Genomic DNA, 26,982 nt, shown 5'->3' with positions numbered 1-26,982 from the left:
TGCACCGCCATGAGCAACATCCAATCCCAACGCTGGCTTATCAACCGCCGTCATTTTTTGCGCGGGCTCGGCACCACCATGGCTCTGCCGCTGCTGGATGCGATGGTGCCTTTGCGCGCCAGTGCTGCTGCAACGGCCAAGCCGCGCCGCAGTGTGTTTGTGTACATTCCCAACGGCGTGAACGGCATGACGTGGCAGTGCACGAAGGCAGGGCGTGGTTATGAACTTTCGCCTTCCTTGAAGCCGCTGGCGAAGCATCAGGAGGATTTTACGGTGTTCAGCGGGCTGCACCATCCGAACGGTCTTGGTCAGGCGCATGTGTGCGCGGACACCTGGCTCACGGGTGCGAAGATCGACGCGCAGGGCGGGCGCAAATACGAGAACACCATCTCCTGCGACCAGATGATGGCCGAGGTGGTGGGGCAGCAGACGCGGTTCACCTCGCTGGAATTGTCCATCTCCTCCGGGACGGGGCAGCCCTTTGGCACCAACACGCTGGCGTTCTCACGCGATGGCGTGCCGCTGCCGGCGGACGACAATCCGAAGACGATCTTCAACCGCTTGTTTGGCGAGGAAGTGGGGGGCATCGGAGCGCAGCGTGCGCGGCTCACCAAGCGCCGCAGCGTGCTGGATGCGGTGCTGGATGACGCGAAGTCTCTGCGACTGGCGCTTGGCACGGATGACCGCACGAAGCTGGATGAATACATGCATGCCGTGCGTGACGTGGAGCAGCGCACGGAGCGCCTGGACGCGTGGCTGGACATTCCGAAGCCTGTGGTGGAAAAGAATCTGGCGGCACCCTTCCAGCGGGATGTGCCGAAGGCGCAGGCGGGTGAATACTGGCGCACGATGTTTGACCTCATCGTGCTGGCGCTGCGCACGGACATGACGCGCGTGGTCACTTACATGAACGGCAGCGAGGGCAACGGGCTCGCCATTCCTGAGATCCAGATCACGCAGGCACGGCACAATCTTTCCCATCACAACGGCGATCCGGTGGTGCTTGACCGTCTGGCGAAGAGCGATGCCTTCATCATGCAGCAGTTTGCGCATTTCCTCGATGAACTGCGCGAGGTCAAAGACGGTGACGAACCGCTGCTCGACCGCACGATGGTGCTCTTTGGCAGCGGCATGAGCTACGGCCACAGCCACTGCAACAGCAACCTGCCCATCCTGCTCGCAGGCGGCAAGGGTCTCGGGCTGAAGCACGGCCAGCATCTCGACTACAACAGGCCGCATCTCAAAGAAGACTACACCCTTAGCTACGACGAATGGCGCAGCCTCTGCGGCAAGCCGAAGGACGGCAATGCCCGCGTCAGCAACGTGCTCGTGACCATGCTGCAAAAGATGGAGGTCAATGCCGAGACCTTCGTCGACAGTCTCGGACCGGTCAGTGAGATCTTGTGATTATAAACGCTGCCAAAACCTGCACTCCTTTTCCCAACCACTCTTCATGAAACCAACCCTCTCATTCATCACCCTGCTGTCTTTCGCTGCAGCCATTCCCGCCCTTGCTCTGGAACCCCATGTCGAAGCCGTCACCAAGATTGTCGAAGGAGCGAAGGGCAAGGTCGAAAAGACCGAGGACGGCCAGAGCTTGAAGCTCGTGGATCTCGCCGTGCCGAATACGGGGCCACATGACCACCGCAAGGAAGATCCGTATGATGCCGCCTTCTTTGAGCATCTCGGTCACATCACCACGCTGGAGTCGCTGAACATCATCTCCACCAAGTTCAACGACGAGTGGATGCCGAACATCGCGAAGCTCACGAACCTGAAGACCCTGCGCTTTACCAACAACGGCTCGCTCACGGATGCAGGCATGGTGCAGCTTGCGGGACTGAAGAACCTTGAGTCCTTCTCGTTCGTCGGCACCAAGATCACCGGACACGCCTATGCAAAATTCGAGGGCTTTACCAAGCTGACCAAGGTGAGCCATCGCGGCAGCAGCATCGACGACGAGGGGTTGAAGGAGCTGTGCGACCACCTGCCCAACCTCGAAAGCATCAGCCTCGCGCATGCGAAGTTCACGGATGCGGGTGCCCCCAACCTTGCCAAGCTGAAGAAGCTCAAGGGACTGGAACTCGGCGCGCATGCGACGCCTGCAGCGCTGAAGAACATCACTGCACTGCCGCTTGAATATTTGCAGCTTGGTGAAGGTTTCGACAAATCCGAGTCGTTGCCCATCGTGAAGGAGATCAAGACGCTGAAGCGCCTGACGCTGACGAACTGCAAGACCACCACCGATGATGACCTCAAGGTGCTGGCCACGATGACGCAGCTCGAATCCCTCGAACTCGGCAGCCCTGCCATGCCCGAGGAACGCCTGCCGCTGCTGCAAGGTTTTAGCTTCCTCAAGGAGCTGAAGATCATCGACCGCCAGAAGGGCTATCCGGAAGAGACGCAGGCCAAGATCAAGGCGCTGCTGCCGAAGGTGGACGTGAAATTCAAGTGATCCGATTCAACCGCCACCCCATGCGACTTCTCTGCGTCCTCCTCTTTGCCTCCGCCTTGTCCCTGTCTGTGGCCAAGGCGATGGAGTTCCCCTCGCTCAATGATGCCAGGCGCATCCATGGGGAACTGGTCAGCGTGGACTTCATTCTGCGCAAAGGGGAGTTCCGGGCAGATGATGGCAAACTGATGTCGTTCTCCATGCCGCCGTATGCGATCATGAAATACAAGGGCGTGGAGGCGGACCTGCGCGAGGTGCCGCTGGGGACGAAGATGAACTTCCTCATGCTGCCGGATGCCGGAGGGAAGCTGACACGCCTCGTCACCACGGATGACGGCCAGCCCGCCGATGCGGCGCAGTTGAAGAAGTTCCGTGAGTTCACCGAGAAGCGCGGCATCGCCGGGTGGATCGACAAGACGGAGGGCAACACGGTTAAGGTGACTTTTTTCAGCGGTGACCCCGCCGCGTTTCAGGCTGCTTACAAAGAACTGCTGGCGGTTGGGAAGGAAGGGAAGCTTTGCGTGGCGAACGAGGAACTGCGCACGTGGAATCCGGGTGTGGATGGCGAGCGTGGCTCCATCACGGAAGTGAACAAGGTGCCCACCGAATACTTCGGCAGCAGCGGTGTGCAGGTGACGCTGAAGGTGAGCAACATGCTCGAAGGCTTCCGCCGTGGCCGCGTTGTGCGCGTGTTTTTGGCGGGCTGGAGAGTGCAGGATCAATTCTATGGTGAGAGTCTGATGGGCTACGGCTTTGGCCGCATGCTGAATCAGGAGTTGGTCGAAAACGTCGCCAAGGAATACCCGGAGCAGTTCCCCTTCCGCACGGATTTCAGCAACGCGGACCTGCCCTGGTATCAGCTTAAAGACGAGGTGAAGCCGCCGCCCTTTTCCGAGCACGTGGTTTATGGGCAGCTCGTGGAGGCCGATGCCAAGACTGGCAGCGGCAAGTTCATTGCTGAGCTGACCAGCGAGGAAGTGAACTTCACGCTCATCAAGCGCCACACCTTGAAGTATCTCGGTGCTGATCCTCAATTTGCGCAGCTGCCAGTCGGCCAGCGCTACCGCTTCCACCTGTATCAGGATGCGAAAGGCACCTTCACTCGCGTGAGCTTCATTAGCGATGATTTCAGCCACGCGAGCGCGAATGCCAGCACGGCACGCGTCACTGCCATTCAAGGGGACCGCATTCATGTCGCCTGGCAGCTGCCGCTGGTGAAGGACTACAATGGAGACATGCAGCGCCCGCAGGACATTGGCAGCTGCATCCTCTTGGTGAATGATGCCACCCGCGTGTGGAAAGCAGACCAGCAGGTGAAGCTGGCGGATCTGAAAGCGGGTGATGTGCTGCTTTTTAACCGCACCGCAGAACTTCCCGGCAAGCCTTCAAGCTGCACCGACCTTTGGATCGGCGAGGAGACGCACAAGCTGGTGACTGAGAAGCAGCGCAAGCCTGCGGTGGCGAAGAAGTAGGTGGGGGCTGAAGAGCGTCTATCAGCGCGACAGCGTTTTGGAGTGCTCCAGTCCTCTGGAGCTTTCCGCAGGCCAGTGAACGTCCGAAAGCGCCGGAGGACCGGCGCACTCCAGGACACTGTCGTGCTGCTTCACACTCCAGAGACTTGGTTACTTCGCGTTCTCATCGCGGCGGTGAAGGGGACGCACCCAGATGTTGCGGTAGCGGGTTGGGTTGTGGTGGTCCTGCAGGGCGAAGCCGACTTCCTGCAGCTTCGTTTCGAGCGGAGCGGCATGCTGCACGATGACGCCGTTGTGCAGCACGGTGATGCGGGCGGGCTGGGTCACGTTGCCTTTGTCATCGAGCTGCGCGCATTCGCAGATGATGTCGTAGCTCTGCCATTCGCCGGGCTTGCGGCTGGCGTTCACGAGCGGGGGGTAATTGTTGTAGATCGCCCCGGCCTGACCGTCGGGATAGGTGTCGTTTTCATAGGAATCGAGCACCTGGACTTCGCCCCAGCCATGGATGAGCACGCCGCTGTTGCCACGGCCCTGGCTCTTGCCCACCACCTCGGCGGGCGTGGCCCATTCGAGGTGAATCTGGCAGGAGCCGAATTTGTCCTTGGTATCAATGTCGCCGCCCTTGGGCTTGATTTCAGCGTAGCCGTTTTCGATTTTCCAGTTGGGCACGTCGCTTTGGTCTTTGTCATCCTTGCGCGGCTTGCGGATGAATCTGGAGAGGTCCTTTCCATCAAAGAGGACAACGGCGTCACTCGGTGCGGTGGTGGCCATGGGTGGCGTGATCACCGTGGGCCTTGGCCGTTGCATGTCTCCCTGCCGGTAAATGCCGCCGGGGGTGAAGGGCTTTTCTTTTTTGGGTTCGGCCGGCTTGGTGGGTTCGGCGGCGGAGGCGAGAACGGCGAAGAGGGGGAGGGTGAGGAGGAGGCGATGCATGACAGATTGCAAGCAACGCGATCAGGCAGGAGCCTGTTTCAGCCAACTTGACGCAAGATATGTCTGACGTTAGTGTCAGACATATGAAAACGATCCCGCTTCGAACGTTGTTACGTGACCCCAAGTCGGTGAAAAGACTCACTGGCGGAGGACACTCTGTGCGCATCACCGATGGCGGTGTTGCTTTGTGGGATCTCAGCGCCCCTGCTGCTGATGCTGGTGGCGATGAAGATGAGCGAAATCGTCTATGGGATGAGCATTTCGAAGAGTTGCTGGCTCAGCCTCTCCCCATGGCTGACGCACCGTCACTGGATCATGTGCTGGAACTATCACGCGGCGACCGATGATGAAGATGTATGCAGACACCAGTTTTCTCGTGCGCCTGCTGGTGCGAGATGTGGACAATGAGACGGCGCTGGCGGCTCACCGTCGCGTCGGCCGGCCTTTTCTAATCTACACGCCGTTTCACGCTCTCGAAGTCACCAACGCACTGCGTTTGCGCACCTTTGCTGTCGCGAATGCCACCTCCTCCATCAAACGTCAGTTCCGCAAAGAGCAAGATGAGACTGAGCGGCGTCTGAGAGCCTGCGTGATGAAGGGCCTCTTTCAAACGACTCCCATGCCTTGGGATGCGGCCGCTGAACGTGCTGTCGAACTTTCCACCACCTACAGTCAACGCCTTGGGGTCCGAAGTTTCGATCTGTTTCACGTGGCTGCTGCGCTGGAACTCCACTTCAAGGAATTCATCACCTGCGATCTTCGCCAGGCTGCACTGGCAAAAGCGGCAGGATTGAAAGTGATCTTGATTCAAAAAGGTTGAGCAGAAAAAAGAAGGCCGACGAAATCGCCGGCCTTCTCCAATCCAGTTGCGGCGCAACTGGACTACTTTTGGAACGCCTTGTCCTTCGCATTGCCGCCGCTGGTGAGGTAGGCGATGAGGTCGAGGAGTTCGTCCTGATTGAGGGAGTTGATGAGGCCGGGGGGCATCATGCTGACTTTGCGGGTGCCCTTTTTGGCGATGTCGCTTTCGTTGATGGCCATGTGGTCATTGGGGGCGAAGGGGTTGGTCATGATGAAGACCTTGCCATTCTCCTCCACGACGATGCGGCCGATGATGCTGCTGCCATCCTTCTTGGTGATTTCGTGGCTGTCGTATTGGTCGGAGATGACCTTGCTGGGATCCACGATGTTTTCCATGAGATCGCGCATGGTGTAGCGGTTGCCGACGCCGGTGAGGTCCGGGCCGATGCTACCGCCGTCGCCGTTGAAGCGGTGACAGGTGGCGCACATGATGCTCCGGTACATGTTCTCGCCATTGGTGAAGTTGCGGCCTTTGAGCCCGCCGGTGGTGAGGGCCACGACTTCATCGACCGTCCAGTTTTTGCCGGGGCCTTTGGGAGCGACGTAGTTGGGGATGGAGGTGCTGGCCTCGACCTTGTTGCTGAGGGTGTCGAGCGCGGCGAATTCTTCCTTCGGCACAAAGGTGGCGAGGGCGTCCTTGCGGATGTTTTCGATGAAGCCTTTGAAGCTGTTGCCGCCCTTCCAGGTGCGGGCGCGGGGGAACCAGGAGAAGAAGGTTTTGCGATGCTCAGGGTTCCAGCCTGCGGTGGCGTTGCGGAGTGCAAACATGTAGCTGATCTGCTGGGCATTCGGGCGGCTGCCTGCAGCGGCGCGGGCGGCGTTGGCGTAGCCTTCGTTGCGGCTCAAAACGGCATCGGTGGCGACTTCCTGGAAATCGTCTTTGGCGGTGGCCATCAGGGCGAGGGTCTTGGAGACGACTGTGGGTGAATCGATGGCAACGAGGATCTGGCAGAGCTCGCGATTCAGGAAGGGATTCTCCGTGGGATAGACGAGATCGAGTGCCGTGGAGATCTGTGCGCAGATGTCTGCGTTCGGCTTGCCAAGGCGGATCAGGATGAGCTCCAAAGCGCGGAGGGCGGCGAGCTGCTGATCGAGCGTGAGCTTGGCCCCGACCAGCTTGCCCAGAGACAGGAGCATGCGGCCTTCGAGCTCCACATGCTCAGGAGAGACGTAGCCGATGGGCTCCGAGGAGGTGCCGGTGGGTTTGGCAGCGGGCCTGCCACCTTCGGAATTGGCTTTGGCACCGGTGACGCGCGCGAGGGCGATGATGCCTTCGATCAAGGCGACGGGCTGTGTTTCACTGAAAACCTTTTCTTGCCAGAGAGCGACGGGGAGTTTTTCGATCGCGACACGGGCGGCATAGCGCACGTTGCGGTCGTCGTGGCTGAGCTTGCTCCAGGCGTCCTGAAGGGCTGTGGCGGCATCGACCTTGCCGGTGTGGTAGGCTTCGAGGGAGGCACGCAGCTTGAAGTCCTCACCAAGAGGCTGCGCTTTGACGGGGGCGGTGGATTCATCGCCGACATAGGTCACGCGATAGACGCCGGACTGGGTTTTCCGACCGCCCACCGCGAAGTACATGGCACCGTCCTGCGGATGGATGACGACATCAGTGAGAGGGAGAGGTTTGCCGAAGACAAATTCCTCCTTGGTGGCTGCGTAGCTGGCGCCTTTGGCTTCCAAGTTGACGGCCCACATTGTTCCGTAGGTCCAGTCGTTGATGAAGATTGCGTGCTGGTATTTGGCAGGGAATTTAGCACCGGTGCCGGCGACGACGCCGGTGGGGCTGCCAGGGCCGATGTCGAGCGTGGTGGGGAGAGAGTCAGGGTAGTAATTGGGCCATTTGCCGCTGCCGCTGCGCCAGCCGTAATCCGCGCCACTGACACAATGGTTCACACGGGTGGGGCGATACCATGGGCTGCCGATGTCCCACTCCATGTCGGCGTCGTAGGTGAAGAGTTCGCCCTGGTCGTTGAAGCAGATGTCGAACTCATTGCGGAAGCCGTAGCAGAAGAGCTCCAGTCCGGTGCCATCGGGGTTCATGCTGCAAATGTAGCCGCCTGGTGCGAGGATGCCGCGTGCGTGGCCGTTTGCGTCCCACATGCGCGGGAGGATGTGGTCTTCGCTCCAGATCTTGGCGGGGCGGCTGTCCGTGAGGCCTTCGGGGAGTTTGGTGTGGTTGCCGCAGTTGAAGAAGATGCGCTTGCCATCCGGGCTGACGGTCATGCTGTGCAGGCCGTGCTCACCGCCGCCGGCCATGGTGTGCAGCTTGGTGGTCTTGTCGTACTGGTCGTCGCCGTTCGTGTCCTGCAGGCGGTAGAGGCCGTTGTTCTTGCCGTCTTCGTTGACCATGACGTAGAGGCTGTCGAAGGCGGCGAGGAGGCCATGGGCCTTGCCCAATTCGATGGCGAGCTTTTCCGGCTTGAGGTTCTCGGTCTTGCCAATGGCTGGAACTCCCATGCGGTAGATGCTGCCATACTGGTCGCAGGCGATGAGGCGGCCTTTCGGATCCACGGTGAGAGCCACCCAGGAGCCTTCCTGGTCCTTGGGCACGTTGTAGAGTTTTTCCACCTTGAAGCCTTTGGGCACGGTGATCTCGGATGCTGCGATGCTTTCTGCCGGGCCGCTGTTTCTGCCGCCACCCGGTTTGCCATCCAGCGCGAGTCCCCAAGGGCCTTTGCCATACTCATTGATGACGATGGCAGGCTTCCAGGATTCCGTGCCAGTCTTGGTGGCCTCCCATTTCTCCGTGGTTTCCACGACGATGGGCTTTGCATCATTCGGCAGCTTGAGGGTGAGGCGGGCGATGAGCGCCGCGACGCCGCCTTTGTTGCGACCGTTGACGATGATTTCATTCTGCGCACCGAGCTTGAGATTCTTGCTGATGTCCACCTTCGTGGCCTCCTGCCAGTCGGGATTGGTGAGAACCTTTTGGCCATTGAGCAGGGCGTCCGCGCCGTTGTCACAGGTGAGTTCCAGCAGGGCTGATTGCACCTTGGCCGGCGCTTCAAAACGATAGCGAAAGGTGACCTGCGGGTCTTTGTTGCCATCCTTGGACAGCCAGATCCACTGCGGGGCAGCGGAGGCGGTGTTCAGCAGGAGGGCGAAAGCGGCGAACGTGGAGAGAATACGAGGCAACATGGTGGGCGAAAAGTACGCACCAAATCACCTGACGTTGCACACGATTGCCATCCTTTGGCAAACACGTACGCTGAGCTGGTCAGCCGAGGCTAGACCTGGCTGCCGTTGAGCTTACTACCGTTCAGGGCAACGCCATCATGTACATTTTGCACGGACAGCGACGCGACACGGGACTTGAGCTCCTTGCTGGGCTTGAAACGCACGACACAGCGGTCCGGGATCATCACCTCAGAATTCGGCTGCTTTGGGTTTCGACCGATTTTGCCACGCGCAACTCGAAGGTCAAAGGTGCCGAAAGTGCGCAGCGTCACTTCGTTCCCCTCAGCTAGATTCTTCGAAACCAACTCCATAAAGGCCTCCACCATGGCCAGTGTGTCGGCATGCTTGATTCCCGTTGCGTTGCTGAGTTCCGCAACCAAATCTTTTTTGGTGATCGTGGTCATAATGAGGTGACTAGCGAGACGATTAACAGGGTGCAACTAATTTCTGTGTCGAATTATTGTCCCTACCTACGATTTAGTCAGTAGGTTTATTTGGGGAGATCCGAAACTATACCCGATAAAACCTCAGAAGAAGTCCTGAAGTGCATCTTGCACAGCGTTGGCAAAATATCGCTGCCGTGCTGTTCTACGAGCTTGGCGGCCGTTTTTTTCACGCCATCTGAAACTCCTTTGGGGAGTTCCACACCCAGTTTCTGTCCTTGGGACATCAGCCAGCCCACAAAAGCCTCGCGTGCCAGAATGGAGGCGGCGGCCACGGCGGGGTCGCTTTCTGCCTTGGTGCGCTGGACGAGTTCGATTTCCCTGCCGCGGGTCTGCAGAGCGCGCTGCAGCACGGCGGGATTGGCAAACTGGTCCGAAATGGCCCGCTGGCAGCCGGGGACGCGCTCCAGCAGGTTTTCGATGTTCCGGGCATGGCCCCAGGCCAGCAGGCGGTTCAGGTTGCCAAATTTGGTGTAGAGCTCGTTGTACCGTCCTGGGTGAATGGCGATCACCTCCCAGGCGAGGCCGGGGATGGTGCGGATGTCGGCGGCAATTTTATAGATGCGCGCGTCACTGCTGATGCGTTTGCTGTCAACAGCTCCGGCGTCACGCAGGCGGCGTGCGACATCGCCATCGACATAAACACCTGCAATGACCAGCGGGCCGAAGAAGTCGCCCTTGCCGCTTTCGTCGACCCCGATGTGAGGCTGGAACATCTCGGGGTTGTGCACTTCTTCGTAGCCTAGCTTTGCCTCCCCAAGCACCTCAGGTTCAAGCAGGTTCGTGATGAAATCCTCGGTGTCTTTCCCCTGCACGACGATCTTGGGGCCTTTTTCATACACGCACACGTTGACCTTGGATTTGGCGGCGGCGTAGAGGCAGTAGGGTTTGGTTTGAAACTCAAAGCCACGTTCCTCCAGCAGGGTGCGCAGTTTTACCGCTTGAGGGGAGGTGAGCGCGTGGGTGTAGCTTGTCAGGGCTGGCATGGGCGTGATTTTAATCACAGGAGTGGCGAAAGACTCATGAAAAATGCGCCGGATCGTTCATAAGTGAGGCACGATGCGCTCTCGAACTGCCAGGCCTGATCCCCAAGCTATCGCCATGGAATTGGTGAACTGGTTTGGGCATAATGCGCGTGATTATCCCTGGCGCCGCACGCGTGATCCTTATGCCATTCTTGTTTCGGAGGTGATGCTGCAGCAGACGCAGATCGCGACGGTGCTGGACCGTGGTTTTTACGCCCGCTGGCTGGAGCGGTTTCCTGATTTCAAGACACTGGCGGCAGCGCGTGAAGAGGAGGTGCTGAAAACCTGGGAGGGACTGGGCTACTACCGCCGGGCGCGCAATCTGCAGCGGCTTGCCCAGGAGGTGATGGCGCAGCATGGCGGGGTGTTTCCAAGCGAGCATGCGATCATTCTTGATCTGCCGGGCGTGGGGCCGTATACGGCCGGTGCGGTGGCCAGCTTCGCCTTTGGTCTCGCGGAGCCCATCGTCGATGGCAACATCGCGCGGGTGCTTTCGCGCATCTACAACGATGCCACGCCGGTGGACTCCACCGCCGGCACAAAGCTGCTGTGGGAGCGCTCGAAAGCCCTGGTGCAAGCGACGGATGATCCGCGTGCCTTGAACTCGGCGCTGATGGAGCTCGGGCAAACCCACTGCACGCCGACCAAGCCTGCCTGTGATCTCTGCCCGGTGCGCGCCCACTGCCGTGCGACTGATCCGGAAGCACTGCCTGTGAAGAATGCGCGGCAGCAGATCACCGCCGTCACAGAGCGTGTCATTTTTTTGCGCACCAGCGAGGGCGTGTTGCTGGAGCTGGAGACCGGCAAACGCCGCACCGGTCTGTGGAAGCTGCCGGCGCTGCATCCCATGCATGAGGATTCACCGCCGCCTGTGCTGCTGCGCATGCAATATGGCATCACGCGGTACAAGGTGACGCTCTGGGTGCATGAGCCGCATGTGCAGGCAGGGGAATGGCCTGATACGCATCGGGTGATCCCTGTCGCTGAACTTGAATCCACACCCATGCCTGCTCCGTATCGTAAGGCATTGAACGACCTGCTCCAGCGCGGAGAGTTCCGGCTCAGTGCTTGAATTGTCAGTTTGCGATTGACTTCCCATGCCCTACCAGATGCCATAACCCTTTATGAAAAAGCGCACCCTTCTCTTCTCCTGCCTCGCCATTGTCATGGCGGGTTGCAAACCCTCGGCGGAAAAAGCTGCTGAGACCCCGGCTTCCCAGCCTGCCGCGAAATCCGGCAAGCCACAGGTGTTGGTGGCGAATTACCCGCTGCAGTATTTTGCACAGCGCATCGCGGGAGATGCTGTGGAGGTGCGCTTCCTCGCACCGAAAGACGAAGACCCTGCTTTCTGGCAGCCGGATGAGGCCGCCATCACGGCATTTCAAAATGCCGATCTGATTCTCATGAATGGTGCTGGCTACTCCAAGTGGGCTGACAAAATCACGCTGCCAGAGTCGAAGGTGGTGGATACCTCGGCCGCCTTTGCCAACAATTTCATTGAAGTGCGCGATGCCACCACGCACAGCCATGGCCCGGGCGGGGAGCACAGCCACAATGGCACCGCATTCACCACCTGGATTGATTTCAAACAGGCCTCTCTGCAGGCACAGGCGGTCAGTGATGCACTGGCGAAACTGGTGCCCGCTGCCAAAGACTCCATCAGCAAGAACACAGAGGCCCTGAAAGATGAGCTGGAATCTCTGGATGATCGCATGAGTGCGCTCAGCCGTCGCCTGGTGCAGTATCCGCTGGTGGCCTCTCATCCGGTCTACCACTATCTGGCACGTCGATATGGGTTGAACTTGAAGTCAGTCCTTTGGGAGCCCGACACTGCGCTGGATGCCACAGCGCTCAGCGATCTCAATGGCGTCCTTGCCGGTCATCGCGCACGGTGGATGATCTGGGAAGGCGAGCCAAGCAAGGACAACGTTGACAAGCTTGCATCACTGGGGCTGCAGAGCGTTGTCTTTGATCCCTGTGGCAATGTGCCTGCAAGCGGTGATTTCATGACCGTGATGAAAGCGAATGTGGAGGCGATGGAGAAGGCGTTTCTGTAACGTGCTGGAGTTTTAGGTGTGAAAAAACATCTGAAGCTCGACCGAATAAGAAAAATATAGATTATCGTGTTGACGGCCTAATAAGGCTGTGTCATCATTCGTTACCTTCACAACAAGCCATGAAAACCAACCAGACACATCTTAACTCATCCGCGCTGACCGAGCGTCGGGGAGCGATCGTGTGTGCGATATTGGATCATGGCTTTATGGCCGCCTATCCAGCACAAGATTGGAGTCTCCCAACAAAGAGATATAGCGAGCAGGGTGCTTTGACACCCCATTAGGCCCCCGAAGGCCAGTTTCCCAAGGAAGCCCTGCTCGCCCACTCCAAGGCAGCAGGGCTTTTTTTTGGCCACGAAACGAACCACACACCCCTTTTCCATACACATTGAATGAACCTGCGGTCCTTTGACCGCTTCCCCACAGCACGAAAAAAACCCCGGCATCCGCGCTAACGGACACCGGGGCAAGGCCAGCCAAGCTGACTCCCGGAGGAGTCGTTTAGAGACGCAAGAGCAAGACCTCACATAGGTTTGCACCCTCCTCCCGAATGTCAACTGAAGCAGCCATCGAATACGCAATATTCCTACGTCGAGACGAGGAATGTGGGAATTCATTGCCCATTTTTGACATCACGAAACGGCTTCCCCGGGAGGTGTGCCATAAACACCGAAACATCCGCCGTGAAATACCTGCGGGTGCGACGCCAGCGATGGAGTGACCAACACTCCATCCCGTGCGTGGCAGCGGTGTTCGTTCTTTATATGGCAGATCACCTCACAACGAGGCTGATCTGCCATTCAAGGGCGCGGAGCACAGCAACAAGTGATGTAACCTTGGGAGAGTGTGTACAGTGGCAAGGCTGTCTCCGTGTCCTTGAATGGCAGAACGGAAAGGATTTTCCAATACAATAAGCAATACGGCGGTGGCAGACAAGCAATGCACGGGACTCCAAAACCCGAAGATGTGGGCGCGATACCCACCCGCCGTGCCATTTTATTCCAAATCAAGAACGCGGCGGTAGATCGTTAAAGAGGCGACCTGGACTGTAACTCCAAAGCTCATCGAGAGACCACACGGAGCATTACCGTGACGCCGCACCATTCCATTTATGCCCACGAAACACGAGGCGCACGGCAGCAACTTCATACGCCGCAAACGGCCCACCGTGGCAGCCCCGTGCCCTTCGTGGGTGTTTTCATTTTTTCTTTTTCAAATGCAGGGAGAGCCAGTGCTCTGACGGGTCTCATAAGCCTGTCTTGGTTGGTGCAACTCCATCCCCTGCGTCCAATTTTATGGGACCGTAGTGTAGAAGACTGCACGGCTGGGTGGCACCCAGCAAGTGACGGAGCATTACCGTCCGGCTCCACCATTTTCAATTAAGGTCCGTTAGCTCAGTCCAGTAGAGCGCCCGCTTGTCGAGCGGAGGGTCGCGGGAGCAAAGCCCGCACGGACCGCCAGTTTCAAAGGGACCGTAGTGTAGAAGACTGCACGGCTGGCTTGCACCCAGCAAGAGACGGAGCGTTACCGTCCGGCTCCACCATTTCAGAATCCTCGGTGATCTAACAGCAGGATGCCGCTCTGTTAAAGCGGCTGTGTTGGTGCGAATCCAACCTGAGGAGCCAGTTTCATGCCCGCAAGGTGTAATAGAACATGCATACGCCGCTTCTAACGGCCGTGGTTCCAGGTGCAAGTCCTGGTGTGGGCACCTTTTAATGGAGCACGTCCGGCATAGACGAGGAAACGTTCTCGAAAACCGCTGCGCCCTATCAAGGCGTCCAGAGTGCGATTGCCTCTTCCGAGGCCTGGCCAAATCCTCCGAGCGTCCAATGATGCGCTATCGCGCCAGCCATTCACTGGTGCTCCGCCATTCCGCTAAATCCTGCGATCAAACCGCAGCAACGCTTCATGAACCAGCAGCAGGCAGACCGCCATGGCTATGGTAGCCAATGTCACGGCCTCTAGTCCTCGAGATTGCGCCAGCCATCCGCAGGCGCTTGGCAGCGCTGCTGCACCCACCATGGCAGCGCTGACTTGAAAGCCGATGGCATGGGCTGCATGTGCTTTGCCAAGACGCTGCGGCGTGCGAGTCATCAGACACGGATAAATGGAGGCCAGTCCAAGACCTGTGAGTGCCAGCGCTCCTGCTGAGAAAGGCAGGTTTGCCGCAAATAAGGCGGTGCCGAGGACCGCTGCCAGCATGCTCAGGCGCAGGAGGAGGTCGATGCCGAGCCACTCAATGATGAAGCCAAACACCACACGACCGGTGGCAATGCTGGCCCAGTAAATCGTCACCCACATGCCGGCGGTTTCTTTGGTCATGCCGCGTGCTTCGGTCATCAGCGTAAAGCTCCATTGTCCTGCCGTCACTTCAAGACCGGTGTAGATGAAAAAGAGCAGCGCATGCGCCCAGACACCGCCATGTTTCAAGGCTCCGAGCATGCTCACGGAGGCTTCTGTTGCAGAAGACGTATCGGTTGTTTCGCCTGGAGTGTCCCACAGCTTGCGAGTGTAAACGAACAGACCTGTTAAGATGAGGAGCAAGGCGCCGACCGTTGCATAACCCGCCCGCCATGATCCCAGTGTGACCAGCATGGAGGTCATGATCAGCGGCCCCAGAGTGGCACCAATGCCGTAGCAGGCATGCAGCCAGTTCATGTGCCGTGGCGAAAAATGATTCGCCACATAATGATTCAGCCCGGCATCAATGGCACCGGAGCCTAGCCCATGCAGCAGCGCACAGGCCGCAAACAAGATCCATGCAGGCGCAGCCGAATAACCCAAGGCACTAGCCGCCACCAGCAGGCTGCTGCCACCCAGCAGAAGACCGATGCCAAATGACTTGAGGAGTTTTCCCGTGAGCAAACCTGAAACAAAATAGCTGGCTCCCGCACCAAAGAAGATCCACGCGATGTCACTCTGCTGCCGTCCGAAAAAATCCCGCACCGAAGGCCAGGCCACGCCGATGAGCGTGTCCGGCAGCCCAAGGCTGATGAAGCCCAAATAGGCGGTCACCAGCAGAAGGCGGCGGGTATAGGATCGAGTGTTGGAGGCCTGCATATTTCGGACGGTAGTCTGGTGCAGAAGCTTCGTTTGTCGCTGCCGCCTTGCGTGCAGTTGTGCCGGCTTTCTGGCTCATACCCTTTTCAATCCCTCTGTAGCTCAACAGCAGAGCAGCCGGTCGATAACCGGCAGACCGTGGAGCGTCACCACGCCGAGGGACCCTTTTTAACATACGCTGGATGGCTCAGACAGATGAGCGGCGGATTGAAGATCCGCAGAGGTTGGCGCGCTACCAACTCCAGCGGCCATTTCATTGCGGCATTGATGTAACAGCAAGCATGCCTGTCTTCCAAACAGGGCGCGTCGGGGCAGTTGCCTTCGGCTACGCCAAATGACTTCGTCTTAATGTTGCGCTATCGCGCATGGCGTTCCGACATGCCGCACCATTTTTATGTGATCATCGTCCAGCAGCAGGACACGGCTATGCCAAGGCCGAAACGCCGGTGCGAATGCCTTCGGCCACGCCAACAGGCTTCGCTCTGAATCATGCGCTGTCGCGCATGGCGTTCCGGCTGACCGCACCATTTTCAGACTCCTCCGTGGCCGACACAGAAAGGCACCTGTTTCGTAAACAGGTTCATGTGGGCGCAAATCCCACCGGAGGATCCATTTCAACACACACCCTTCATAGTGTAACAGCAGCATTCTTCGTTGTGAACGAAGCGGCGCCGGGGCAGAACCGGCTGAGGGAACCATTTTATTTATTTCGTGCGCAAGACAAAGAGCCGAGTCAGCGGTCCGCAAAACCGCATTACCCAGTGCAAGTCTGGGGCGCACGTCCACCTTTTCATCGGATACGAGAGAGCCAGCCGTTCTCGCTTGGTTTGGGACCAAGACACGCCCGGGGCAGCACCGGGGTATCCGACCATTTTCATCATTGGTCTGTAGCTTAACAGTCAGAGCGTCGGGCTCATAACCCGCAGGGTGCTGGTGCAACTGGCTGCTTTGCAGCCTGTGCAGCAAGGCTGCGCATTCATCATTGCGCTATCGCGCGCAGCGCTCCAGCCGGACCGACCATTTAAAGCATGGGGCAGTGAGCATGACACGCACACAGATGATTCTGTGCTGCTGTCTCCACGCCCATGCCAACCTAGCCTTGTAGCTCAACAGTCAGAGCATCCGCCTTTGAAGCGGAGGGTTGGTGGTGCAAACCCACCCGAGGCTGCCAGTTTCATGCCCATGTAGTCCAATGCAGAGACAACCGCCTCAGAAGCGGTCCAGTGCGGGTGCGAGTCCTGCCATGGGCACCATTTCAAAGTCTCCGTAGCTCAGTAGATAGAGTGGCTGATTACGAATCAGCAGGCCGCAGGTGCGAATCCTGCCGGAGACACCAACTCAATGCTCCCGTAGCTCAATGTACAGAGCACCGCGCTTCGAACGCGGAGGCTGGAGGCGAAAGTCCTTCCGGGAGTGCCAGCTAACGCCCATGTAGTCCAACAGCAGAGACAGCCGTCTCAAAAGCGGCGCAGTGCAGGTGCAACTCCTGTCATGGGCACTATTTCATCATGGAACGCCAACCGGACCAGCGTGCCGGGACTTGTTGCTAACAAGATCGTGCTGCCATCGTGTGGCATGAGGAGCATGTCCTCGGCGTTCTGCCATTTTCAAAAGACCCTGTCGTCTAACTGGCCAAGGCACCCGACTTTCTATCGGGTTATTGCGGGTTCAAATCCCGCCAGGGTTGCCAATTTTATTTTTTAACAACGGGCCGTCGGTGCCGTGGGGAAACTCAGAAACTGATGGGGGCATGGCTCCGACAGCCGGCGTGAGCCGGTCAGAGGCGAAGGTGCCTGAAAACCTTCGCGCCGTGAGGGATCACGGACAGTCCATGCAAGCCCAGGCTTCCCGCAAAAGCGGGCGATCATGGCCCTCAAGGCCGTGGTCGTTTTGGGAAAGCAGTGCGTCGTGGAACGAACGGCGGTTTAGATGCCCGGAAACGGGGAACATCAGCCGCCGGAGAGCAGCGGGTGGTGCCGGCCTCACGACCAACCAGACTGCGATCCATATAGCCAAGGGTAGTGCCAAAAAACATCCGAGCCTTGTCGGCAAGGGTGATGGCGCAGAGCGAGAGGTGGCGGACGTGTGCAAACACGGACGTTGTCTTGAGACTCCGTTGAGTAACCGACAGGTGAAAGGCAGACGATGTGCGGCATTTCGCAGCCCAAAAGGCGGCGACAACCGCAGGACATCCACATCGTCGCAGGTATGACTCGTAATCAGAAAAACGTAAAGAGGTGTCCGGCGTGACGAGTGAAATAGCTCAATCCTCCAGCCATGGGGCAATGGAGGCATCCGAGGGCCGCAAGCCCGGAGATGTCGGTATGAATCCGCACACAAGGGGTAGCTCCCCTGAACGGCCGAAAGGTCGGTGGTAGGTGCAGTGCCGACAGTCGTCACGCGACAAGTGATACGCCACACTTTAAAAAAGGCAGCTATGCTGTTCGACCCCGCTCGGCGGGGTCGATACGAGTCGAACCAAGGGCCGCAAACCCTTGGATAATGACTCCAACGGAGCAGCACGCGAGGTGTAGTCTCAGCCCTCGCATTCCATTTCAGAAGCGCAGCCTGCATGACGAGGCTGCGCTCCATTTTCAAAGCTCATGTAGCCCAACAGCAGAGGCACGACGTCGAGAACGTCGCCAGTGCGGGTGCGAATCCTGCCATGAGCACCATTCACGGTCCAAAGCTTAGACAGCGAAGCAGCCGGCTTTTAACCGGCATAGCAGGGTGCATGTCCCTGTGGACCGACCATTTCCACGCCTGTTGGTGAAGCAGCATCACGTCTGGCTTACATCCAGAAATCGAGGGGGCAGCACCTTCATGGGCGATCCATTTTTTTTCATTCCCAACATGTGCTTTGCCATCACACCCGAAATTCATCTCAGCGCCATCACGTTGGCAGATTCCGCAGACATCACCGAGCATCTTCAATATCACGAAGTCAGCCGTTACACCCTGCTCATTCCCTATCCGTACACTTTGGAGATGGCGCATGATTGGATCGCATGCATTGCGGATGACGTGCAGCGGAATGGCCGCGAGACGATCTGGGCCATCCGAGAATCCGCCGGGCGCATGATCGGCGCGATTGAACTGCAGGCAGGCAGCGCTGGCAAGCAGCACGTCTCCGAGATCGGCTACTGGCTGGCCAAACCTTTCTGGGGCCGCGGCATCATGACGGCGGTGGTCAAATCAGTTGTGGAGCGTGGCTTTCGAGAGTTTGGCGTGCGCCGCATCACCGCCCCCATCTTTGCGCCGAATACAGGTTCCGGCCGCGTGCTGGAGAAGAATGGCTTCCTCGTGGAGGCTTCCCTGATGCGCCTTGCCTACCACCGCGATGGTCAGTTTTACGACGGAAAGCTCTATGCTCTGGTTCGCGATGAGTAACCGCCACATCCCTTTGCGGCAGTGAGAACGGAGTTACTTCGTAGCTCATCGGTAGAGCACTTGTTTTGCACAAGTGGCAGCAGGTTCGAGTCCTGCCGAACGGCCGGGAAACCGGTTGTTCAACACTTCGTTCGCCTTCCTCCGCAATCCTTTTCAACTTCACCCAATACAACCCATGAAACACCAGCCCAGCTAGCCAGCGCATCTTCCCGCTGGCATCATCCTTGTTTGGAAGATCGCTGTCACATCCGTCCAGCGTGCCTGCTCGCAGGCAGATCGTACGGATGATGATTCGATGATTCCTTTATGAAACTCGAACATCTCGAACGTGCGTTTGAATCCATCGGTGCACGGCTTCGTGTGGAGGCTCCGGCTCGCAGCCGGGGCGCCTCTTCGGGATACTCGCTCGACATCGGACATGACCGTCATGGACAGTTCTTCGCCCTTCGTGGCGATGATGTGAGCCTTGCGGAGGTGGAGTTCTCCCTGCTGCACAAGCAGAAGGAGAACCGCCACCTGCTGCTCCTCGTGAAAAACGAGGACAGCAAACGCAAGGACCGCTTTTTGTGCGGTCACGATGAGCGCGAATGGTTTGTCGCCGCCGTCCCCAGCAATGCATCCACTGTGGTGCAGGCCAAGGAGGCGCTCAAACCAGCTCCCGTGCGTGAGGCGCAGGCTCGCAAGAACCTGAATGCCCGCCAGGCCAACACCCGGAACAATGCGGCCTTCCGCAGGCAGGGGGAGTGGTTCTTTGTGCCTGTGGAAAAACCACTGGTCGTTGATCCCAAGCTCATCCTGCGTCACGAGCCTATCTCACGCGGAGGCGGCAGCAAGCCGCACCTCGTGGAGCAGCTCTACCGCACCGGAGGCGAGGTCGTCTATGTCCACCAACAGCATCCACGCGGACTCACGCAGAAGCAGTATGACAACCTGCTGCTGCGCCGTCCTGCCGCGAAAAACTGGCCATGGCGCCAGATGCGCCGAAACCCCGGTGTTTATGCCCGGGGCTCGATTCGTCACGCCGACCATGCCACCATCGTGCTTCACGACTGGCACCAGGTTTTGATGAACGAGGAGCACCGTGCTCCTTCGCGCAGCAATCTGGCCTTCCTTGATTGATTCAATCCGACACGTTCAATCCCTGTGCGTGCGGCATGCTGCAAGTGTGCCGCACGCATTTCATTTTTAGTACACGACTCTGAGGCAGCAAGGCCGGGGATACTCCGGATATCGTGGGTTCAAATCCCATCATCCTGGCAACAGGGTGAAGCCCTGGCCGGTTTTCTCCTCAGATTCTCTTTTTCAATTTCGCGGCAGTGAAGACAGGATTTCTTCGCTCCAAACCCAAACTGAAGTGCGATTGCCCATGAGTTGGGGGTCGGTGAAAGCCGGCGCCGGGTTCGATTCCCGGCTTTCTCAGTTAGAGCCTGTCTACTTTTCTCCGCGATTCCTTTTTGGGGCAGTGAGACTGGAGTTACTTCGCTGATAACGAAACTGCCGCCGGTTCGAATCCGGCTTTGTCCGCCAACGCGGGCCAATAGCTCTGTGGTAGAGCATTTCAGCCTTAGGCAGGTCATGCCCGGGGCTGATCACTCAAGTCACCTTCCTCCCCAAATCCATTTTCCAAAATCAAGAACACCATGCGGCAGTGATGCCGGGGTTACTTCGGGAGCCGGTGTGCTCGCAAGAGCGCCGGCGGCTTATCACGGGCCGTTTCCCTGGCAAACTTTCTCCGCATTCCACCCAGCAAACCAACACCATGAAATTCAACTTCCTCAAGAAACGCCCGCGTGCTGACACGCTCAACCTCGCGGGTGGCGAGGCCTTCACCGAGACTCCCAAGCTGGAGCTCGCATCGATCATGCTCACGTCCATGCTCAAGGATGAGTTCTACCGCAGCGGTGATGCCACCGCGCAGCGCCTGCGGGAACTGATCTCCGCCCAGAGTGACAAGTGCTTTGTGGCGAAGGCCGCGCTCTATGCCCGCAAATCCGCCGGCATGCGCAGTGTGAGCCACCTCGCTGCGGCGGAGCTGGCCAAAAGCGTGAAGGGGCAGTCGTGGACGGCGCGGTTTTATGACCGTGTCGTGCATCGCCCGGATGACGCCATCGAGATCCTCGCCTGCTACCGCGGTGCGCATGGGAAAGTGATTCCGAATTCGCTCAAGAAAGGTCTTGGCCGCGCCCTCGCGCGTTTCGACGAGTATCAGCTCGCGAAATACCGCAAGGACAGCGCCGACCTTTCGCTGGTCGATGTCGTGAATCTCGTCCACCCACCTGCCACGGAAGCTTTGGGCAAGCTCGTCAAAGGCACACTGGCCGCTGCCGAAACTTGGGAAACCAAGCTCACGCAGGCTGGTGCTGCGGCGCAGAATGACGATGATCTTGCCTCGCTGAAACGCGAGGCTTGGTCGGAGCTCATCCGCACGCGGAAGCTGGGCTACTTCGCCCTGCTGCGAAACTTGCGCAATGTGCTCGAGTCGGCTCCTGAAGCTGTGAACGAGGCGCTGGCGATGCTGCGCGATGAAAAACTCATCCGCAAATCGCTCGTGCTGCCGTTCCGCTTTCAGACCGCGCTCGATGCCGTGCAGGCCAGCAATCTGCCGCGTGCAGCCGATGCCCTGGCCGCCCTTAGCGATGCCGTGGACATCTCGCTCGCCAACGTGCCTTCTTTTGAAGGTCGCACGCTTGTCGCGCTGGATGGCTCCGGCTCCATGATGGGGCGCCCGCTGCAGATCGGTTCGCTCTTTGCCGCCACGCTGCTGAAGGCGAATGACGCCGATGTCATTCTCTTCAGCGACAGCGCCAAATACGTCACGCTTAACAAGCGCGACAGCACGCTCTCGCTGGCCCAATGGCTGCAAGGCCAGGCGCAGTCTGCGGGAACCGACTTCCACTCCATCTTCCAGTGCGCAGACCGGGCGTATGACCGTGTCATCATCCTCTCTGACATGCAGGGCTGGGTGGGACACCACGCACCCGAGGAGACATTCCGCCGCTGGAAGGAGCGCCACCGCTGCGATCCGAAAGTGTTCAGCTTTGACCTGAACGGCTACGGCTCCCTGCAGTTCCCAGAGCGCCAGGTTTGCTGCCTTGCGGGCTTCAGCGACAAAACGCTGGAGACTCTGAAGCTGCTGGATTCCGACCCAGGCGCACTGATCCGAATGATCGAAGCCGTGGAGCTATAACATTAACAACACACACACGGCCCGCCGCCCATTCCGAGCGGCGGGCCTTTCATTTTACCACTCCCTGGAAAAGGAGGTTCACCATGCAAAACAATGAAGTCTCTCAGCGCGTCCGCAATGCGCTCAACCGTCTCGAAACCGAACAAGATGTCCGGGTGCTTTATGCCTGCGAAAGCGGCAGCCGTGCCTGGGGTTTTGCGTCCCAGGACAGCGACTACGATGTGCGCTTTCTGTACGTGCACCGTCGTGAATGGTATCTCTCCATCGAGAGCCGGCGCGATGTGATCGAGGAACCGCTCTGCGATGAACTCGACGTGAGCGGCTGGGAACTGCGCAAGGCGCTGCGCCTGCTGCGGAAGAGCAATCCGCCGCTCCTTGAATGGATGAAGTCACCGATGGTGTACCATCGTGATCCGGACTTCACCCGTGAGTTCGAGGAACTGGCCGGGATGTTTTATTCGCCGCGCCGCTGCTTTGCACACTACCTGCACATGGCCTCCGGCAACTGGAAAAGCTATCTGGAGGGCAGGGATCAGGTGAGCCTGAAAAAGTATCTCTACGTCCTCCGGCCGCTGCTCGCTTGCCGCTGGATCGAGCGTTCGCTGGGTCAGGTGCCCATGCTCTTTCAGGAACTGGTGGATGCCGTGCTTGATGATCACGAAGTCCGGCTGGCTCTGGAGGCTCTTCTGGTCCGCAAGCGCGCGGGAGATGAACTCAGCAAGTCCGCTCCGGATGGAACGCTCTCGCGATTCATCGTCACGGAACTGCAGAGGCTCAAGGCGCTGAACGATCCTGAGGATACCATGGGTGACCTAGATGAACTCGACCTCTTCTTCCGGCGTTATGCTTTGAAGAACTAGCCATCATTCCTGCAAAGCCGGCAGCCTGGGAGGATTCCAATTCCTCCCGGGCTGCAATTCCCAAACTCCAAGAACGAACACCGCTGCCGGGAGGGCCGTGCCCGCTTTTCAACATCTCATTCTATCTCATCATGCAAACTCAAGAACTCACACGCCTTGGCGTGCCACAGGGCGCAGCGCTCAAGTCTGGCATGGAATTCATTGCGAATTTCATCTCCCAAGGCGGCGAGTCCGCGCGCCTGGAGGAAGAGCTTGGCGCCATCATCTCCAAGCCGGAATCATTCCTGGGCGATCCTTTGCGGGAGGCCTTCGCTCGTGATCTCTATGCGCCTGCCTACAAGCAGCGCGATCAAATTGCGCCCTGGCATCAATGGGGCGTCGGACTCGATGCGAGTGCGGTGCAGCAGCTGGCGAACGCCTGTGCGCTGCCAGTCGCCGTGGCGGGGGCACTCATGCCGGATGCTCATTCAGGTTACGGCCTGCCGATTGGTGGCGTGCTGGCGACGGAGGATTGTGTGATTCCTTATGCTGTCGGTGTGGACATCGCGTGCCGCATGCGTCTCACGGTTTATGACCGCAAGGCCAGCACCATTGCGGGGCAGAAGGACCGACTGGCGAACATCATCGAAAGTGAAACCCGCTTTGGCATGGGCTGTGAGTTCAAGCAGCGCCGTCAGCACGATGTGATGGACGAGGACTGGAGCGTGTCTCCGATCACGCGTCGTCACAAAGACAAGGCGTGGGCGCAGCTTGGCACCAGCGGTTCGGGGAATCACTTCGTGGAGTTTGGTTCATTCAGTGTGTCGGCAGATGATGCCGTCGCGTTGAAGGAGTCGGGCTTCGACATCAAGCCGGGCGAGTACATCGCGCTGCTTACTCACAGCGGTTCACGCGGTGCAGGGGCGCAGGTGTGCCAGCACTACAGCCGCATCGCCATGGATCGTCGCTACGATTTGCCCAACGAGATGAAGCACCTCTCGTGGCTCACCTTTGAGGAAGAGGCCGGACAGGAATACTGGGCGGCCATGAATCTCATGGGTCGTTACGCCGAGGCGAATCATGCGCTCATTCACAAGCACATTGCGAAGAAGGTTGGGGCCCATGTCATGCTTGACATCGAGAACCACCACAACTTTGCCTGGAAGGAAACGCATGTGGTGAACGGCGAATCGCGCGAAGTCATCGTGCACCGCAAAGGTGCCACACCTGCAGGAGCAGGCGTGCTGGGAGTGATCCCGGGCTCGATGGCGACGCCCGGCTTTGTGGTGCGTGGCAAGGGGAAGCCCGAGTCACTCCACAGCGCCTCTCACGGCGCAGGTCGTGTGATGAGCCGCAGCCAGGCGCTGCAGAGCTTCGCCTGGGGAAATGTGAAGAGACAGCTTGCCGCCGCAGGTGTCGAGCTGCTCAGCGCCGGTCTTGATGAAGTGCCGGGTGTTTACAAGGACATCCACAGCGTCATGGCCGCGCAGCAGGATCTTGTCGAAGTCCTCGGCAAGTTTGAGCCACGCATCGTCAAGATGTGTCCGGCTGGAGAGAAAGCAGAAGATTAAAAAATGAAGTTCAAGAAAGGTATGAAAGACCTCCTCACCAAATCCACCGTCCTGGTGCTCAACCGCAACTGGCAGGCCATCGCCGTGAAAACGCCGCTGGAGGCCTTCAGCATGATCGCCACCGGAGCTGCCACAGCGCTCGACATCGAAGCGGACGGAAACATTCGTCCGGTGACATGGAAGGAATGGCTGGGCCTCCCGGTGCGTGATGGCGACAACGCCATCGGCACCGTGAATGGTCCGGTGCGTGTGCCTTCCGTGCTGGTGCTGGCCCGGTATGACAGAGTGCCGAAGAAGCGGCCCAAGTTCGGCGTGCGCGCCATCTGGGAACGCGATGGTGGCCTGTGCCAGTACACCGGCCGCAAGCTGCGTCCTCATGAAGGGAACATCGACCACGTCGTGCCGCTGTCCCGTGGCGGGCCCACCTCCTGGGAAAACTGCGTCCTTGCCGACAAGCGCGTCAACAGCCGCAAAGGCAGCAAGCTGCCTGAAGAGGCCGGCCTGAAGCTGCTGCGAAAACCTGCCGTGCCCCGGGAACTGCCCGTCACCCACCTGATCCGCAACACGCACCAGGTGCGCGACTGGGAGATGTTTCTGGCCAAATGACCTGTGCCGCCGGGGCAACCCGGCGGCATTTTGCCTATTTGGGCGCGGAAACGATCTTGGCACTTGGCAAACGGCCAAGACTCGCCAGCATAGGGGTCCAACATCAAGGAACGATCACCGCGAGTGTGAGTTCCTTCGTGCCGAAATTCCAACTTAGGAGCTGTGCATGAATGAAACGTTGACCAAAACGACCGTACTGGTGCTGAATCGGCACTGGCAGGCCATCGACTCTAAAACGCCCATTGAGTCCTTCAGCATGATGGCGGCGGGCAATGCGACCGCACTCGATATCCAAGCCGCGGGTGACATGCGTCCTGTGACCTGGGATGACTGGCTGAAGCTGGAAGTACGCGAAGGCGACAACAGCATAGGCACCGTACATGGTCGCGTGCGTGTGCCGTCCGTTCTGGTGCTGGCCCGCTTTGACAAGGTGCCCAAGCGCCGTCCCAAATTTTGTGCGAAGGCGATCTGGGAGCGCGATGGCGGCATGTGCCAGTACACGGGCCGCAAGCTGCGTCCGCATGAGGGCAACATTGATCACATCGTTCCTGTCTCCCGTGGTGGCGCGAGCAACTGGGAAAACTGTGTGCTGGCCGACCGCCGGGTGAACAGCCGCAAGGGGAACAAACTGCCCGAGGAGGCGGGTCTGAAACTCCTGCGGCGTCCCGTAGTGCCACGCGAGATTCCCGTGACGCACCTCATCAAGAACCACCACCGCGTGCGCGACTGGGAGATGTTTCTCGCAGGCGGGACTGGCGTGTTTGAGGTTTAAGGGCTGAACAGCCAAAAGGGCAGGAGCAGCTCATTGAGCGCCTCCTGCCCCTTTGACGAATTTCGAGTGTGAAGCTCTGACTCAGCTCAGCTTGGCGCCCACCTTCTTCAGCATCGCTTCCAGCATGCGGCCGTATTTGATGTAGCTGTCGTACTGCTCCTTGGCCTTCTGCTCAGGGGAGAGTTCATCCGCAGCACCTGCGCCGTGGAAGACGACGGCCACGTGCGGCTCGATGCTGATGTAGCCATTGTAGCCTGTATCTACCAAGTCTTTCATGATGCGTTCGGTCTGGCCTTCGCCTTCGCCGGGAAAGGTGTAGATGGCATCGTTCTTCGTTTTGTCCCAGATGCCATCTTTGACGTGCACATGGGCCATGAAGGGCTTCACGGCCTGGTACATCTCCCAGGCGTCCTGCTTGTGGCCGGGCTTGTCGCGGTCGTCGATGAAGACGGGGTTGCCGGTGTCAAAGACCCACTTCATGCCGGGAACGGCTTCGGCCATGCGCTTCACGTAGGTGGGGCTCATGCCGCCCCAGTTCATGCAGTTTTCATGCACGACGGTGAGGCCGGCATCGGCGAAGCGTTTGTTCACTTCGTTCATGCGCTTGATACGCTCGGGGGCAAACTGCTCCTCCAGATCCTTGCCGGCCTCGTCCTTGCAGACGGCGTAGCTCATGACGCGGATCAGCTTGGCGCCGAGGCGCTGCATGCGCGGGATGGCACGGCCGATCTCTGCCTCGGTGATGCTGAAGTCGTCGGTGATTTTTTTGGCCCAGTTGCCGATGAGGGAGCCGAAGCCGCTGACCTTCATGTTTTTCTCAGCCAGGCGTGCCACGACCTTGTCGAAGGTGGCTTCGGGAATCTCATGCAGGTTGCCCTTCACTCCGTCGAATTCGACGATGCGTGACTCGATGCTGTCCCAGCCGAGTTCCTGGTGGGCCTGGATTTGCACATCCAAAGATGCGCCTGCTTCGTCTGCGATGCCGGTGAGTTTGATCATGGTCGGGGGATGGGGATACGGTAGATAGGATTGATGGATGCAGAGGGCTGGAGCGCAAGGTTTGGCTTTGACAAAAAATGACCGGCTGAGGGAGGGCAAGTGGGGCCAGCCGTTATTCTCGACAGGGGAGGAGTCTTT

20 protein-coding genes and 14 tRNA genes are annotated in these 26,982 nt (G+C 58.8%); 28 read left to right on the top strand and 6 right to left on the bottom strand.

The window, feature by feature from the left end; translation table 11 throughout:
- Nucleotides 1-9 precede the first annotated feature (9 nt).
- The 3 genes from AC24GY_RS13915 to AC24GY_RS13905 are packed head-to-tail and all read left to right on the top strand — an operon-like array spanning nt 10 to nt 3,924.
- Complete coding sequence (locus AC24GY_RS13915) at nt 10-1,407, top strand: DUF1552 domain-containing protein (protein WP_487683917.1); 1,398 nt, start codon at nt 10-12, stop codon at nt 1,405-1,407.
- Between the two features lie 46 nt (nt 1,408-1,453).
- A complete protein-coding gene (locus AC24GY_RS13910) occupies nt 1,454-2,455 on the top strand; it encodes a leucine-rich repeat domain-containing protein (RefSeq protein WP_487683914.1) in 1,002 nt (333 codons plus the stop codon).
- A 20-nt stretch (nt 2,456-2,475) separates the two neighbouring features.
- Nucleotides 2,476-3,924: a hypothetical protein gene (locus AC24GY_RS13905; protein ID WP_487683911.1), complete on the top strand. Its 1,449-nt coding sequence runs from the start codon at nt 2,476-2,478 to the stop codon at nt 3,922-3,924.
- Nucleotides 3,925-4,074: 150 nt separating this feature from the next.
- Here the strand turns inward: AC24GY_RS13905 and AC24GY_RS13900 are convergent, their stop codons facing one another.
- A complete protein-coding gene (locus tag AC24GY_RS13900) occupies nt 4,075-4,857 on the bottom strand; it encodes a 3-keto-disaccharide hydrolase (RefSeq protein WP_487683908.1) in 783 nt (260 codons plus the stop codon).
- Nucleotides 4,858-4,940: 83 nt separating this feature from the next.
- Between AC24GY_RS13900 and AC24GY_RS13895 the strand changes: the two genes are divergently transcribed.
- Nucleotides 4,941-5,204 carry a hypothetical protein gene (locus tag AC24GY_RS13895; protein ID WP_487683905.1) on the top strand — a complete coding sequence of 88 codons (264 nt, stop codon included), beginning with the start codon at nt 4,941-4,943 and terminating at the stop codon, nt 5,202-5,204.
- A complete protein-coding gene (locus AC24GY_RS13890; protein ID WP_487683902.1) occupies nt 5,201-5,677 on the top strand; it encodes a PIN domain-containing protein in 477 nt (158 codons plus the stop codon). Before AC24GY_RS13895 ends, AC24GY_RS13890 begins: the two co-directional genes overlap by 4 nt.
- Nucleotides 5,678-5,739: 62 nt before the next feature.
- Here AC24GY_RS13890 and AC24GY_RS13885 read toward each other — a convergent pair whose 3' ends face one another.
- The 3 genes from AC24GY_RS13885 to rnhC form a co-directional block, all read right to left on the bottom strand.
- Entirely contained in the window at nt 5,740-8,856 is a 3,117-nt protein-coding gene (locus tag AC24GY_RS13885) for a c-type cytochrome (RefSeq protein WP_487683899.1), read from the bottom strand.
- 89 nt (nt 8,857-8,945) lie between these two features.
- On the bottom strand, nt 8,946-9,299 hold the full coding sequence (locus AC24GY_RS13880) for an HU family DNA-binding protein (protein WP_422322688.1): 354 nt from the start codon (nt 9,297-9,299) through the stop codon (nt 8,946-8,948).
- An 86-nt stretch (nt 9,300-9,385) separates the two neighbouring features.
- Nucleotides 9,386-10,324: a ribonuclease HIII gene (gene rnhC, locus AC24GY_RS13875; protein WP_487683895.1), complete on the bottom strand. Its 939-nt coding sequence runs from the start codon at nt 10,322-10,324 to the stop codon at nt 9,386-9,388.
- Between the two features lie 115 nt (nt 10,325-10,439).
- Between rnhC and AC24GY_RS13870 the strand changes: the two genes are divergently transcribed.
- From AC24GY_RS13870 to AC24GY_RS13850, 5 genes are all read left to right on the top strand, one after another.
- Nucleotides 10,440-11,435: an A/G-specific adenine glycosylase gene (locus AC24GY_RS13870; RefSeq protein ID WP_487683892.1), complete on the top strand. Its 996-nt coding sequence runs from the start codon at nt 10,440-10,442 to the stop codon at nt 11,433-11,435.
- Nucleotides 11,436-11,487: 52 nt separating this feature from the next.
- The gene (locus tag AC24GY_RS13865) at nt 11,488-12,420 is read left to right on the top strand and encodes a metal ABC transporter substrate-binding protein (protein WP_487683889.1); all 933 of its coding nucleotides are present in this window, start codon (nt 11,488-11,490) and stop codon (nt 12,418-12,420) included.
- Between the two features lie 919 nt (nt 12,421-13,339).
- Nucleotides 13,340-13,414, top strand: a tRNA-Trp gene (locus AC24GY_RS13860).
- Nucleotides 13,415-13,803: 389 nt separating this feature from the next.
- Nucleotides 13,804-13,880 (top strand) — tRNA-Asp (locus AC24GY_RS13855).
- Between the two features lie 91 nt (nt 13,881-13,971).
- A tRNA-Asn gene (locus AC24GY_RS13850) sits at nt 13,972-14,045 on the top strand.
- A gap of 250 nt (nt 14,046-14,295) precedes the next feature.
- On the opposite strand, the gene AC24GY_RS13845 is transcribed toward AC24GY_RS13850, so the two are convergent.
- The gene (locus AC24GY_RS13845; protein WP_487683886.1) at nt 14,296-15,480 is read right to left on the bottom strand and encodes an MFS transporter; all 1,185 of its coding nucleotides are present in this window, start codon (nt 15,478-15,480) and stop codon (nt 14,296-14,298) included.
- A gap of 258 nt (nt 15,481-15,738) precedes the next feature.
- Here AC24GY_RS13845 and AC24GY_RS13840 point away from each other — a divergent pair.
- The 18 genes from AC24GY_RS13840 to AC24GY_RS13755 all read left to right on the top strand — a co-directional run bounded on the left by AC24GY_RS13840 (nt 15,739) and on the right by AC24GY_RS13755 (nt 25,845).
- Nucleotides 15,739-15,869: transfer RNA gene (locus AC24GY_RS13840), tRNA-Gly, on the top strand.
- Nucleotides 15,870-16,016: 147 nt separating this feature from the next.
- Nucleotides 16,017-16,092 (top strand) — tRNA-Thr (locus AC24GY_RS13835).
- Between the two features lie 269 nt (nt 16,093-16,361).
- Nucleotides 16,362-16,500: transfer RNA gene (locus AC24GY_RS13830), tRNA-Met, on the top strand.
- Between the two features lie 75 nt (nt 16,501-16,575).
- Nucleotides 16,576-16,651: transfer RNA gene (locus AC24GY_RS13825), tRNA-Gln, on the top strand.
- Nucleotides 16,652-16,658: 7 nt separating this feature from the next.
- Nucleotides 16,659-16,733 (top strand) — tRNA-Leu (locus AC24GY_RS13820).
- Nucleotides 16,734-16,740: 7 nt separating this feature from the next.
- Nucleotides 16,741-16,816, top strand: a tRNA-Arg gene (locus tag AC24GY_RS13815).
- A 7-nt stretch (nt 16,817-16,823) separates the two neighbouring features.
- A tRNA-Arg gene (locus tag AC24GY_RS13810) sits at nt 16,824-16,899 on the top strand.
- Between the two features lie 6 nt (nt 16,900-16,905).
- Nucleotides 16,906-16,978, top strand: a tRNA-Leu gene (locus tag AC24GY_RS13805).
- Between the two features lie 115 nt (nt 16,979-17,093).
- Nucleotides 17,094-17,170, top strand: a tRNA-Glu gene (locus tag AC24GY_RS13800).
- A 909-nt stretch (nt 17,171-18,079) separates the two neighbouring features.
- A tRNA-Leu gene (locus tag AC24GY_RS13795) sits at nt 18,080-18,155 on the top strand.
- A 148-nt stretch (nt 18,156-18,303) separates the two neighbouring features.
- Complete coding sequence (locus AC24GY_RS13790) at nt 18,304-18,870, top strand: GNAT family N-acetyltransferase (protein WP_487683883.1); 567 nt, start codon at nt 18,304-18,306, stop codon at nt 18,868-18,870.
- 39 nt (nt 18,871-18,909) lie between these two features.
- Nucleotides 18,910-18,973 (top strand) — tRNA-Gln (locus AC24GY_RS13785).
- 203 nt (nt 18,974-19,176) lie between these two features.
- The gene (locus AC24GY_RS13780; protein ID WP_487683880.1) at nt 19,177-19,989 is read left to right on the top strand and encodes a hypothetical protein; all 813 of its coding nucleotides are present in this window, start codon (nt 19,177-19,179) and stop codon (nt 19,987-19,989) included.
- Between the two features lie 640 nt (nt 19,990-20,629).
- Nucleotides 20,630-22,057 (top strand): TROVE domain-containing protein, encoded by a 1,428-nt coding sequence (locus tag AC24GY_RS13775; protein WP_487683877.1) that lies wholly within the window; start codon nt 20,630-20,632, stop codon nt 22,055-22,057.
- Between the two features lie 83 nt (nt 22,058-22,140).
- Nucleotides 22,141-22,917 carry a nucleotidyltransferase domain-containing protein gene (locus tag AC24GY_RS13770; RefSeq protein ID WP_487683873.1) on the top strand — a complete coding sequence of 259 codons (777 nt, stop codon included), beginning with the start codon at nt 22,141-22,143 and terminating at the stop codon, nt 22,915-22,917.
- 131 nt (nt 22,918-23,048) lie between these two features.
- Nucleotides 23,049-24,467 carry an RtcB family protein gene (locus AC24GY_RS13765; RefSeq protein ID WP_487683870.1) on the top strand — a complete coding sequence of 473 codons (1,419 nt, stop codon included), beginning with the start codon at nt 23,049-23,051 and terminating at the stop codon, nt 24,465-24,467.
- A gap of 21 nt (nt 24,468-24,488) precedes the next feature.
- Nucleotides 24,489-25,073 (top strand): HNH endonuclease, encoded by a 585-nt coding sequence (locus AC24GY_RS13760; RefSeq protein ID WP_422320107.1) that lies wholly within the window; start codon nt 24,489-24,491, stop codon nt 25,071-25,073.
- Nucleotides 25,074-25,239: 166 nt separating this feature from the next.
- A complete protein-coding gene (locus tag AC24GY_RS13755; protein ID WP_422320106.1) occupies nt 25,240-25,845 on the top strand; it encodes an HNH endonuclease in 606 nt (201 codons plus the stop codon).
- A gap of 81 nt (nt 25,846-25,926) precedes the next feature.
- On the opposite strand, the gene AC24GY_RS13750 is transcribed toward AC24GY_RS13755, so the two are convergent.
- Nucleotides 25,927-26,844: a sugar phosphate isomerase/epimerase family protein gene (locus tag AC24GY_RS13750; RefSeq protein ID WP_487683866.1), complete on the bottom strand. Its 918-nt coding sequence runs from the start codon at nt 26,842-26,844 to the stop codon at nt 25,927-25,929.
- Nucleotides 26,845-26,982: the final 138 nt, after the last annotated feature.

This window comes from Prosthecobacter sp. Pr1 (genome assembly GCF_057652315.1).
This window is presented reverse-complemented; position numbering and strand designations above follow the sequence as displayed.